The organism is Lysinibacillus sp. CD3-6 (genome assembly GCF_006351725.2).
Lineage (GTDB): Bacteria > Bacillota > Bacilli > Bacillales_A > Planococcaceae > Lysinibacillus.
The window spans coordinates 3,587,474-3,600,304 of record NZ_CP085880.1 but is presented as its reverse complement, the minus strand read 5'-3'; the positions used below and the strand labels follow the sequence as shown (position 1 = coordinate 3,600,304).

11 protein-coding genes are annotated in these 12,831 nt (G+C 37.2%); all 11 read left to right on the top strand.

The genetic code is table 11. The features are described 5' to 3' along the window. Nucleotides 1–26 precede the first annotated feature (26 nt). Nucleotides 27–743, top strand: coding sequence for a response regulator transcription factor (locus tag FH508_RS17920; RefSeq protein WP_172772402.1), 717 nt, complete (start codon nucleotides 27–29; stop codon nucleotides 741–743). Continuing rightward, the gene (pnpS, locus tag FH508_RS17915; RefSeq protein WP_172772401.1) at nucleotides 740–2,293 is read left to right on the top strand and encodes a two-component system histidine kinase PnpS; all 1,554 of its coding nucleotides are present in this window, start codon (nucleotides 740–742) and stop codon (nucleotides 2,291–2,293) included. The genes FH508_RS17920 and pnpS overlap by 4 nt, the downstream gene beginning before the upstream one ends. Before the next feature lie 244 nt (nucleotides 2,294–2,537). Continuing rightward, the gene (locus tag FH508_RS17910) at nucleotides 2,538–2,903 is read left to right on the top strand and encodes a CidA/LrgA family holin-like protein (RefSeq protein ID WP_172772400.1); all 366 of its coding nucleotides are present in this window, start codon (nucleotides 2,538–2,540) and stop codon (nucleotides 2,901–2,903) included. Then, nucleotides 2,900–3,613 carry an LrgB family protein gene (locus FH508_RS17905; RefSeq protein WP_172772399.1) on the top strand — a complete coding sequence of 238 codons (714 nt, stop codon included), beginning with the start codon at nucleotides 2,900–2,902 and terminating at the stop codon, nucleotides 3,611–3,613. The genes FH508_RS17910 and FH508_RS17905 overlap by 4 nt, the downstream gene beginning before the upstream one ends. Nucleotides 3,614–3,936: 323 nt before the next feature. Continuing rightward, nucleotides 3,937–4,938: an FtsH protease activity modulator HflK gene (gene hflK / locus FH508_RS17900; protein WP_172772398.1), complete on the top strand. Its 1,002-nt coding sequence runs from the start codon at nucleotides 3,937–3,939 to the stop codon at nucleotides 4,936–4,938. Next, nucleotides 4,938–5,939 carry a protease modulator HflC gene (gene hflC, locus FH508_RS17895; RefSeq protein WP_172772397.1) on the top strand — a complete coding sequence of 334 codons (1,002 nt, stop codon included), beginning with the start codon at nucleotides 4,938–4,940 and terminating at the stop codon, nucleotides 5,937–5,939. The genes hflK and hflC overlap by 1 nt, the downstream gene beginning before the upstream one ends. Nucleotides 5,940–6,330: 391 nt before the next feature. Beyond that, nucleotides 6,331–6,762, top strand: a complete 432-nt coding sequence (locus FH508_RS17890) for a DNA polymerase I (RefSeq protein ID WP_228134142.1) — start codon at nucleotides 6,331–6,333, stop codon at nucleotides 6,760–6,762. A gap of 197 nt (nucleotides 6,763–6,959) precedes the next feature. Further along, nucleotides 6,960–9,587 (top strand): DNA polymerase I, encoded by a 2,628-nt coding sequence (gene polA / locus FH508_RS17885; RefSeq protein WP_172772396.1) that lies wholly within the window; start codon nucleotides 6,960–6,962, stop codon nucleotides 9,585–9,587. Nucleotides 9,588–9,599: 12 nt separating this feature from the next. Beyond that, nucleotides 9,600–10,472 carry a bifunctional DNA-formamidopyrimidine glycosylase/DNA-(apurinic or apyrimidinic site) lyase gene (gene mutM / locus FH508_RS17880; protein WP_172772395.1) on the top strand — a complete coding sequence of 291 codons (873 nt, stop codon included), beginning with the start codon at nucleotides 9,600–9,602 and terminating at the stop codon, nucleotides 10,470–10,472. Between the two features lie 13 nt (nucleotides 10,473–10,485). Beyond that, on the top strand, nucleotides 10,486–11,079 hold the full coding sequence (coaE, locus tag FH508_RS17875; RefSeq protein WP_172772394.1) for a dephospho-CoA kinase: 594 nt from the start codon (nucleotides 10,486–10,488) through the stop codon (nucleotides 11,077–11,079). Between the two features lie 469 nt (nucleotides 11,080–11,548). Then, on the top strand, nucleotides 11,549–12,571 hold the full coding sequence (locus tag FH508_RS17870) for a glyceraldehyde-3-phosphate dehydrogenase (RefSeq protein ID WP_172772393.1): 1,023 nt from the start codon (nucleotides 11,549–11,551) through the stop codon (nucleotides 12,569–12,571). The last annotated feature ends 260 nt before the right edge of the window (nucleotides 12,572–12,831 follow it).

The following is a 12,831-nucleotide window of genomic DNA, read 5'->3' as shown; positions in this document are numbered from 1 at the left end:
TCAAATCACTAACGGAGGCAATATACATGACAAAAACTATTTTAGTTGTAGAAGATGAATTTTCGATTGCGACCTTATTAAAATATAATTTAGAACAGGCTGGCTATTTAGTTGAAACAGCAGCAGACGGTTTAGAAGGGTTAAATAAAGCAATGGAAATACAGCCTGATTTAATCCTTTTGGACTTGATGCTCCCTAAGCTAGATGGCATGGAAGTTTGTAAACAAATTCGCCAGCAACGTATGAATACACCAATCATTATGCTAACGGCAAAAGACGATGAGTTCGATAAAGTGCTTGGTTTGGAGCTAGGGGCAGATGATTATATGACAAAACCCTTTAGCCCACGCGAAGTTTTAGCACGTGTCAAAGCAGTCTTAAGAAGGTTTACACAAAATGTTGTAGTAGAGGATAAAGATGAGCCTCAAGAAAAAATGTATGAGTTTGGACAACTGCGTGTATTTCCTGAGCGTTTTGAAGTATTTTTACAAGAAGAAGCACTTGAATTTACACCAAAGGAATTTGAACTACTTATTTATTTATTAGAAAATAAAAACCGTGTATTAACTCGCGATCAATTATTAAGTGCTGTTTGGAAATATGATTTTGCTGGCGATACTCGTATTGTGGATGTGCATATTAGCCACCTCCGCGATAAAATTGAAGAAAATAGTCGTAAGCCGATGTTTATTAAAACAATTCGTGGGCTTGGCTATAAATTTGAGGAGCCGAAAACTTCATGAAATCAATGAGCAACCGCTTATTCTTGACATTCATGCTCTCGCTCGGATCAATTCTTGCTGTCCTAATGATTGTTATAGGTCAGCTTTTTCCTGTTTATGTAGAACAATACAATGAGCGCTCGAGTTCATATAGTCAAGAAGCAATGGAAAAAGTACTTGATGAACGCCAAATTTCCTTATCTGAGGAAGATAAGAAAGCTTTATTTGCAGCCCAAACAATTGAAATGAAGGACTCACTCCTGTCCTATGTAAGAGCTCGGCTTTATGGTGTGTTAGCTATATTATTTTCAATTACGCTTATATTAATTGCTATTGTGAGCCGCTATATGATTCGAAATTTTACCGCACCAATTGATAATGTGACCGAAACAGCACTTGAATTGGCAAAGGGGAATTATCGAGCGCGTGCACACGAAAATGAGCATGAGCGCATGATGCCATTGAGCCATTCTATTAATATTTTGGCGCGTAATTTGCAGGATATTACGACAATACGAGAGGTAGAAGAAGAAAGGCTAAAAACGTTAATTGAAAACATGGGTAGCTCACTAATGATGATTGGTCGTGAAGGCAATATATCAATCGTCAATCGCGTGTTTTTAGAACGTTTTGGCATGCAACTAGAGCATGTGCAAGGAAAAGTCTTTCGCACAATTGGTTTACCGAAAACGCTTGAGCAATTTATTGACCACGTGTTTTTAACGGAAATGCCCTATCGACAGCAAATAAAGATGGAAGTACAACAAGAGCTATACAATAAAGAAGTGTATGGTGCACCCGTAATTGGTGATCACGGACGCTGGTTAGGTGTTGTCATTGTTATGCATGATATTACAGAGCTTGTCCGACTTGAGCAAATTCGTAAAGATTTTGTAGCCAATGTATCACATGAATTACGTACACCAATTACCTCGATTAAAGGCTTCTCTGAAACACTTCTGGATGGAGCCTATAAAGACGAAAAGATGCTGTTATCCTTTTTAGAAATTATGCATAAGGAGAGCAATCGTCTGCAAATGCTTATCCAAGATTTATTAGAGCTTTCGAAAATTGAACAACATGGATTCACCGTTAATATTATGCCAATGGGCTTACAGGATGTCCTTATACGCGGGGCAGAATTAACAGGGCCGCGGCTCGATGAAAAAAATATGAGCTTTCAAGTGGATATTGCCCGTGATGTAGAAGTAATGGGGGATGCTAATCGGGTTATTCAAATTGTTACGAATTTAATTACAAACGCCATTACGTATTCGCCTGAAAATACAACCGTATCAATTCGCTTGAAGGAAAATGACACATATGGAATTATTGAGATCGAAGATGAAGGAATCGGGATAGAAAAAAATGAAATTGCACGGGTCTTCGAACGCTTTTATCGTGTTGACCGTGCGCGTAGCAGAAATTCTGGTGGAACGGGGTTAGGGCTAGCCATTGTGAAGCATCTTGTGGAGGCGCATCATGGACGAATTCAAGTAGAAAGTCAAGTTGGCGTTGGCACAAAAATGATTGTCATGATTCCGAAAAAATTAACAAATTCTTTACAATAATAATATATAAGATTCAAAATAGAGGGCTATACTATTTTATAGAAACCCCCTATTTTGTAATATAAAATGAAAATAATATTAAACTCTAATTTGCATGAATGAAGATTTTTATGTTTACTACTTTAGCTTCACCATAGAAAGAATCTATTTCCAAATTTTTTTGGAGATGGATTCTTTTCTGTTTTACACATTGCTGATTTAGGTGTAAAGTATAGTAGCATAAAAAATTGAGAGAAGGTTGACCATGAAAATCGTCAAAAGTTTCGTGCAAATTGGCTATCTTTATATAGTGTTATTTATAGGAAATAGTATTGCGCGTTTACTTCACTTGCCGATACCAGGTAGTATAATTGGGCTTGTTTTATTATTTTTACTATTACAGTTTCATCTTATTAAACTAGAATGGATCGAGTTAGGCGCAGGATTATTACTGAGTGAATTGTTATTATTTTTCATCCCTTCAGCGATAGGCGTCATTGATTATGATGCGTTAATCGGTATACAAGGCATGAAAGTTGTAGTTGTTATTGTAGTAAGTGCATTCGTCGTGATGTTAGTGACGGGTTTTACTGCACAGTGGTTAGATAGAAAGAAGGGTGACACTGTATGAGTATAGTTATTGCTGTCATCAGTTTACTAGGAACCATTGCTATTTTTTATGCTTGTAAAGCATTTTATCAAAAGTTTCCTAAAGAATGGCTTACACCCATATTGATTAGCCCAATAATAATTATTGTATTGTTACTATTAACAGGTACTTCATATGAGTCTTATAATGCAGGGGCAAATATTTTATCAAATTTATTAGGGCCTGCAACAGTCGCCTTTGCTGTACCGATTTATAAAAATTTTAATCTATTAAAAAAACATGCTTTTGAAATCATTTTTAGCATTGCTATCGGCTCGGCTGTTGCAATTGCTTCTTCGTTTATAATAGCGCTTGTTGTTGGACTAAATGATGAACTTGTTCATAGCTTAGTGCCGCGTTCGGTCACTACTCCTATTGCAATGGATATTTCCAATATGATAGGTGGGTCACCTACTCTTACGGCTGTTTTTGTAATGACAACTGGTATTTTGGGTAGTTTAATTGCGCCAATCGTTATACGGATTTGTCGTTTCCAAAAGCCATCTGCAAGAGGTTTAATGCTTGGAATGGGTGCTCATGGTACGGGTACATCAAAAGCATTTGAATTGGGAGAACTGGAAGGGACATTTGCAAGTTTAGCAATGATTGTAGCAGCACTAATCAGTATTGTTTTATCAACAACCTTTTTCCCAGCATTAGAACACCTAGTTATGAATATCCTGTTACCTTAATGGTGACAGGATTTTTTCTTTTTTTAGTGACAGGCACACAAACAATTCTGAAAATTCCTGCGCGACTGCTAATAGTAAGTCGCAACAAACCGCGCGACAGCGAGGGTTGCGGCTTACTCTGTGCCCGCGGAAAGCGAAGTGGAATTTTACAATGAAGGAGCCATCACTATGCCAGGAGCCCGCGGAAAGCGTCCGTATGCAACGGAATTCAATGGCTGTATGTTGATTTTGTCTACAGTTTTCGTCTACTTTATGAAATTATTTTGAATCTTTTTAAAAGCTACACCGTATACAATAGTACTAAGCAAAAGGGAGGAACAGACATGAGTGTGAAAAGGACACTAATGATGGTAGGACTTGGGATATTCGGTATTGTAGCACTTATCGCAGTATTTACTTCGTGGTACACAGTCGATGAATCGGAGCAGGCAGTTGTGATAACATTTGGCCGTGCAGATGAAACGGTCACAAATCCAGGCTTACATTTTAAATTACCTTGGCCAGTACAATCAGTTGAGATTTTATCGAGAGAAACATTCAGCTTACAGTTTGGCTATAAGCAAAATAAAGAAGGCGAATTGGAAGCCTTTGATGCAGAAACAAAAATGATTACAGGTGATGAATATATTGTTTTAACAGATCTTGTTGTTCAATGGAAAATTACAGATCCTCGTAAGTACTTATTTAATGCACAAAATCCAGAAGAAATATTACATAGCGCTACATCAAGCGCGATTCGCTCTATAATTGGTAGTTCGACAATTGATGCTGCGTTAACAGATGGAAAAGCAGATATTGAAGCAAACACAAGAGAATTACTTGTTTCCCTTATTGAAAAATATGATATTGGTATTGGTGTATTAGGTGTCAAATTGCAGGATGTAGAATTACCAAATGCAGAAGTACGAGCAGCATTTACAGCTGTAACAGACGCACGTGAGACAAAAAATACAAAAACGAATGAAGCTCAAAAATACAAAAACCAACGAATTAGTGAAGCGAATGGTGAAAAAGACGCTATTATTTCAAAAGCAAACGGTGCAAAAACAGCACGTATCGAACAAGCTTATGGTGATGTAGCTGTTTTTAATAAAATGTATGAGCAATACAAAGGGAATCAACAAATTACACGCGAACGTTTAATTTTAGAAACACTTGAAAATGTGTTACCGAAGGCACAAATTTATATTATGAATGATGATGGTAGTACAATGAAGTATTTGCCACTACAAGCGCTACAACCAACTACACAACAAGCAACAAAAGAACAACAATCAACCGAGCAACAAGCACCAACAGAGAAAAAAGAAGGGAGCGGTAATTAATGGACCAGAAAAATAAAGATCTTGAAAAATTTCTAAGTTTTTTATCGGGGAAATCAAAAAATACTGCTTCTAGTGATGGAGACAAGGTAATTAAGATGTCAAAAAAGGGCCCATTAAATCCTAAAAAGTACATTTCTCTTGTCGTCACATTAACAATTGTTTTTGCTGTTGCGGTTATTCTCTTTGCTAATGTATATATTGTAAAAGAATCTGAGTATGCAGTCGTTCGACAGTTCGGTGAAGTTGTAAAGTTTGAACGTGATCCAGGCATAAAAATGAAGGTACCCTTCATTCAGAGCGTGACAACACTTCCAAAAAATCAATTGACGTATAATATTTCAGAGGAAGAAATTAATACAAAGGATAAAAAACGTATCATAATTGATAACTATGCAGTGTGGCGCATTACAGATCCGAAAGCGCTCATCTCCAATGCTGGAACGCTTACAAAGGCGGAATCGCGGATGGAGGAGTTTATTTATTCGGTAATTCGAACAGAGCTTGGTCAACTAAGATACGATGAAATCATTAATGATGAAAACTCTTCACGAGGTAGCTTAAATGACCGTGTCACAGAACGTGTTAATGAACTATTACTAAACGATAAGTACGGAATTGAAGTTGTAGATGTGCGCATTCGTCGTACGGACTTGCCAGCAGAAAATGAGCAGTCTGTATTTACGCGCATGGTTTCTGAACGTCAATCTACTGCACAGCTATATTTATCGGAAGGTGATGCGGATAAACGCCGTATTGAAGCACAAACAGATAGAGAAGTACAAGAGATGCTAGCAAAAGTGAATAAAGAAGCGGCATTGATTCAAGCGGAAGGAGAAGCGGAAGCAGCGAAAATTTACAATAGTTCTTTTTCAAAGGACCCTGAATTTTACTCACTTTACCGTACATTAGAATCCTATAAGAAAACAGTAGGTGAAGATACGGTCATTATTTTACCTTCCACTTCACCATACGCAAAACTATTATCAGGCTATATAGAATAATTTTGTCATCCTTGCAGGGATTAATATAACTGAATAAAAGAGAAAAAGTGTTAGGTTGAATACAATCAATCTAACATTTTTTTCTGTAGACGTAGTGGTTGCTTACGGTAGTCGTTTGCCAAGGGCTCACTGTGAGCCACCACCATTGCGAATCCCACAGAAATTACCGCCCCCGCTATAACGACTAGTACCATCTTTTAATTTTTGTAAATTATAGGAGAGAGAAAAACAAATTTTTTATTCTTGCACATGACGCAAATGAGCAGTGGTTGTTACAAAACTGTGGCATAAAACAATGAAAATAATCCTAACAAATAATTGGTTGTGTCCTAGATTGCTATTTTCTGATAAAATAATGATGTTTAGGAATGATAAAAGGGGGGTAATAGCTTTGAAATTAAATATTAGCACTTGGCTCCAAAATTTAGGAATTGCTTGTAGTATTGCATCGCTTTTTACACTTTTCTTCCGTATATCTGATTTTGCATGGGTGACGAAAAGTGTTTATTATATACCGTTATTTTTTGTAGTTTTATTTTTATTAGGATTAGTCATTGCAGACGATGTGCGAAAAGCTTTTAAAAAAATATTTTGGTACGAGAAACGCCAAGAGAAACGCGCAATTTGGCAAGTTGGAATTGGTTTTATTTTCTTTTTAGCACAAATCGGTATGGTTATGGTATTTAGTACAGAGCTAACACATATAAAACTAGGTGGAATGCCTATATTTTTCGTATTTGCTTTTATGAATGCCTTCATTATGACGGTTATTTATGAGGAACTCTTCAATCGAAAAGAAAGAACTAAAAACGTAAGTCAATAATAGCAGGTGAGTCGATTGCAATATGCAATTGACTTTTTTTATGGATTTGGCAGAAAATACACATGAATTTTTTAACGGATAGACGTCCTATGATTGGTAAAAAGTTTACTTTCCCGATAAAGTAGAGGAAAGAGCATTTTCAAACATACGTTTTCGTTTTACAATTAAAAGAACGACGACTTCAGGAGGAAATTAAAATGACTAAGGAAAAATTACTATTACTGGACGGTAATAGTTTAGCTTACCGTGCGTTTTTTGCGTTGCCATTACTAACAAATGATAGCGGTATTCATACGAATGCAGTGTATGGCTTTACAACGATGTTGCAAAGGATTTTGGAGGAAGAGCAACCAACGAAGATGCTCGTTGCTTTTGATGCAGGTAAAACGACGTTCCGTCACGATACGTTTACTGAATATAAAGGGGGACGTCAAAAAACGCCACCAGAACTATCAGAGCAGTTTCCTTATATTCGTAAACTAATCGATGCTTATGGGATTAAACGTTATGAACTTGAAATGTACGAAGCCGACGATATTATAGGTACATTAGCGAAAGAAGCAGCCGAACAGGATATGGAAGTAATTATCGTGTCAGGAGATCGCGATCTTACACAGCTCGCAACAGAGAAGGTAACAGTGTACATTACGAAAAAAGGGATTACTGAAATAGAAAAAAATACGCCTGCCTTTATCGAAGAAAAGTACGGCTTAACGCCTCTTCAAATTATAGACATGAAGGGCCTCATGGGGGATGCTTCAGATAATATTCCTGGAGTACCTGGTGTTGGGGAAAAAACAGCAGTTAAATTGCTAAAAGAGCATGGTTCAGTTGAGGCACTATATGAAGCAATGGACACGTTAAAAGCTTCAAAGATGAAAGAAAAGCTTGTTGCAAATGAAGAACAGGCACTTATGAGTAAAAAGCTTGCTACAATATTCACAGAGGCACCAATCGAAATTACTTTTAATGATCTTGCCTATAGTGGGCCAAATGAAGAAGAGCTAATTAGTGTATGGCAGGAATTGGGCTTTAAATCACTACTTGAAAAAAGTGATTTTTCTGTGGAAGAAGAACAACGTGCGCCATTTGCCTATGACATTGTGCAAGATGTACAGCAAGGGCATTTAAAGGATGTTATGGCAATTCACTTAGAGTTAGAGGACGAGCATTATCATACATGTCAGCAGTTAGGTATCGCATTAACTGATGGTACAGATACGTTTTATGTGCCGTTCGATGCTGCTTCTAAATCAGACGTGTTGTGTCGCTGGCTAGAGGATGAAACGAAAACTAAATATATTTCAGATACAAAGGCTGCTCAGGCAGCTTTAAAACGTGCGGGTATTCGTTTAGCAGGAGTCGAGTTTGATTTATTGCTAGCTTCTTATATCAATAACCCTGCACTTAGCGGTGATGATGTAGCTACATTAGCAAAAGACCTTGGCTATCGTGAAGTGCAAGCAAATGAGACAGTCTATGGTAAAGGAGCAAAGCGTGCCATACCAGCTATCGATGCATTAGCAGAACATGCTAGCCGAAAAGTATTTGCTGTGTGGACATTACAACCTAAGCTAGAGGCACTGCTAAAGGAAAACGAACAGTTTGATTTGTATAAAAATCTAGAACTACCATTAGCTTCGATTTTAAGTGAAATGGAAAGTGAAGGCATTACAGTGAACCGTGCTACACTTGAAACAATGGGGCAAGAGTTGAGTAATAAGCTAGTCGTGATTGAGCAGGAAATTTATGCGGAGGCAGGAGAAGCGTTTAACATTAATTCACCAAAGCAGTTAGGCGTTATTCTTTTCGATAAGCTTGGTTTACCTGTTATTAAAAAAACGAAAACAGGCTATTCCACAGCGGCAGATGTGTTGGAAAAATTAAAGCCTGAACATGCCATTATCGAGCATATTTTACTTTATCGTCAGCTTGGTAAGTTACAATCTACTTATATTGAAGGCTTGCTAAAAGAAATTCATGAAAAGGACAGCAAAGTGCATACACGCTTCCAGCAAGCACTAACATCAACAGGTCGTCTAAGTTCAACAGATCCAAATCTACAAAATATTCCAATTCGTTTAGAGGAAGGTCGTAAAATTCGTCAAGCATTTGTGCCATCACAAGAAGATTGGATTTTATTCTCTGCCGACTACTCTCAAATCGAACTGCGTGTGTTAGCGCATATGTCAGAGGATAAAAACTTAGTCGAAGCTTTCCGCGAAGGTATGGATGTTCATACACGTACAGCAATGGACGTTTTCCATGTGACTGCAGAAGAAGTGGATAGCAATATGCGTAGGGCTGCTAAAGCTGTTAACTTTGGAATTGTTTATGGTATTAGTGATTATGGTTTATCACAAAATTTAGATATTACACGGAAGGAAGCAGCTATTTTTATTGAGAAATATTTTGCCAGCTTCCCAGGTGTTAAAAAATATATGGATGAAATTGTGCAAGATGCGAAATTTAATGGTTATGTTACAACGCTATTGAATCGCCGTCGTTATTTACCAGATATTACGAGTTCCAATTTCAATCTACGTAGCTTTGCAGAACGTACAGCGATGAATACGCCGATTCAAGGAAGTGCTGCAGATATTATTAAAAAAGCAATGATCGATATGGATGCTCGTTTGAAAAAGGAAAACATGCAAGCGAAGCTTCTTCTACAGGTGCACGATGAATTAATTTTTGAAGCACCTAGGGAGGAAATTGCATTACTAGAAAAAATCGTACCAGAAGTTATGGAAAATGCCATTGAACTGAGCGTTCCATTAAAAGTGGACTTCGACTTTGGGGCAACATGGTACGATGCAAAGTAAGGAGGGGTTAAAATGCCTGAATTACCAGAGGTAGAAGGAGTTGTACAGGCATTAAAGCCGGAAATTGAAGGCCGCACTATAAAGCAAGTCCAACTTTCAGAAGTTATTCGCTTTTCCTATGATGAAGGAAAGCAATGTATAGTGAAGCAAGCAGAGCCAGATGCATTTGAGATGGAATTATCCCAAATGCAAATTACGAAGATTGAGCGTCGTGCAAAATATATATTTTTTCATTTGATGAAAGAGCAGTTGTCTTATGTTTTGGTCAGTCATTTAGGGATGACAGGTGCATGGTTTATTGTGGACACGCCTGAAGATATCAATGAGGAAAAATTTAAAAAGCATATACATGCGACTTTTCAAATGGCAGACGGCGGTTATTTAATATACTCAGATATTCGTCGTTTTGGTGAGCTACGTTTTTTAACAAAAATAGAAGACCATGCACCATTAACAAAAATGGCGCCTGAACCTTTTGATGAAGCAGCATGCGATTATTTTATAGCGAAATCATTGCTGCCGAAATACGAGAAAAAAGCAGTTAAAGAAGTAATTATGGATGGGCAAGTAATCTCGGGCTGCGGAAATATTTATGCCACAGAGGCGCTGTTTGCACAAAAAATCCACCCTGCTCGTAAAATGAACCGAATAAGTGAAAAGAGGAAACGTGCTCTTTTTGCTGCGATTGTAGATGTTTTGCGTCAAAGCATTGAAGCGGGAGGTTCGACAATTTCAGATTATCGAAATATTAATGGTGAAGCAGGTAGCATGCAAAACCGTTTACAAATGTATGGGAAGAAGATATGCCCGGAGTGTGGGACAGGGACGAGTCAAATGACAATTGGTGGACGTACATCAGTATTTTGTCCAAATTGTCAACATTAAAGGGGAACTAATTATGATTATCGGATTAACAGGAAGTATTGCGAGTGGCAAAAGTACAGTCGCAAAAATGATGACAGCACTAGGTTTACCAATAGTCGATGCAGATGTTGTCGCACGTGATGTAGTTAAACCAGGTACAGAAACGTTAGCACTCATTGTACAAAACTTTGGAGAAAATATATTGCTTGATGATGGCAATCTAAATCGTCCGAAGTTAGGTGATATTATTTTCCATGAGCCTGCGAAACGAAAAATTTTAAATGATATTATGCATCCTGCTATTCGTCAGGAAATGCTAACTCAACGTGATGCATATTTGGAAGCTGGACAAAAACATGTTGTCATGGATATTCCATTACTTTTTGAAAGCAAATTGCAGCATTTTGTTGAGCGCATCCTTGTTGTTTCAGTTAGTGAAGAAGTACAGCTTAGACGTTTAATGGAGCGCAATCAATTATCAAAAGAAGATGCACTAGCACGCATGCATTCACAGTTACCAATGTCTGTGAAAGAGAAAAGTGCTCATGCTGTCATTTATAACAACGAAAATATACAGCAAACTGAAGAGCAGTTAATTAAGATTCTTACGCATTGGGGCGTACTTTAGAAAAGTGCGGAGATAATAGTACTGTCAAAGGCATCAAGAAGTTTTACTCTTGATGTCTCTTGTTATTTTTAGTCTTTTTAGAATTGAAATGTCATTCAACTACCCAATTAAACATCCTATTTGATCATATCCCCTTTATAAAGATGAATAATTGTTTTTCTGAGTTAGCAAAACACGATTACATTGTTTAGTTGATTGGAGCGGAGGGCATCTGCACAGAGTGGAAATCAACGGCAGTAGCCAAATGCATTCTTTGCGCAGCGATAATTGCTGCGCATTTTTTTGTTTTTATGCGAAATAATAAGGATGAAATACTGTATTTTTTCATTTTTTAAAAGGTTCTATTTTTCAGAAAATAAGAACTTTTTTATTATGGATATATAATGTTCATCTTTTTTAAAATTGTGTTATACTAATTAGCATAAAGTATATAATGAATATGAGTATGCACTCACAGGAGGATTTTATAATGACAGTCTCAGTTGCTATTAACGGTTTCGGACGTATTGGACGTATGGTTTTCCGCCAAGCGATCGTACAGGAAAGTTTAAATATTGTTGCAATTAACGCAAGCTACCCAGCAGAAACGTTAGCACATTTGATAAAGTATGACACAAATCACGGAACATTCGAAGGTACGATTGAACCAGCGGGCGATGCATTAATTGTAAATGGTAAACGTGTCCAAATTATTAGCGAACGTGATCCACTAAAATTACCATGGGCTACAATGGGCGTAGATATTGTAATTGAAGCAACTGGTAAATTCAATGATCGTGAGAAAGCAGCTATGCATCTTGAAGCAGGCGCCAAAAAAGTTATTTTAACAGCACCTGGTAAAAACGAGGACGTTACAATTGTTTTAGGTGTAAACGATGAAAAGCTTGATGTTGAAAAACATGACGTAATTTCAAATGCTTCTTGTACAACAAACTGCTTAGCACCAGTTGCTAAAGTATTAAATGATACATTTGGTATCGAAAGCGGTTTAATGACAACAGTTCACGCATATACAAATGACCAAAAAAACTTAGATAATCCACATAAAGATTTACGTCGTGCACGCGGTTGTGCACAATCTATTATTCCAACTTCAACAGGTGCTGCCAAAGCATTGAAATTAGTGTTGCCGGAATTGGAAGGTAAAATTCATGGTATGGCACTTCGTGTTCCAACACCAAATGTATCGTTAGTAGACCTTGTTGTAGATTTAAATACAGATGTTACAGTAGATTCTGTCAATGCTGCATTTGTGAAAGCTGCAACTGAAGGGCCTATGAAAGGCATTTTAAACTTCTCAATCGAGCCACTTGTATCTTCTGATTACAACACAACAACATACTCATCAACAGTAGATGGACTTTCTACAATGGTGATGGGTGACCGTAAAGTAAAAGTACTTGCTTGGTACGACAACGAGTGGGGCTATTCTGCACGTGTAGTTGATTTAGTGAAAAAAGTTGCCAAAGCATTAGAAACAGTTAGCGCTTAATAAATGTTTAGCACATTGAAATCGTAATGGTTTCAATGTGCTTTTTTTATAATTGTGTGAGTGACAGGCACTGTGCTTTGAAAAGTCAGAATTGTGTGAGTGACAGGCACTGTTTGCTGAAAAGATAATTAGGGAAAATGTACACTGTTCTAGGTCTGTAATCATCTGCCATACTACAGTTGGATAATGCGCTTTTCTTACTTGTAGGAAATTTGTTATAATATAAATATCAAATTGTTGTGGAATCAGGAGAGTAAAAA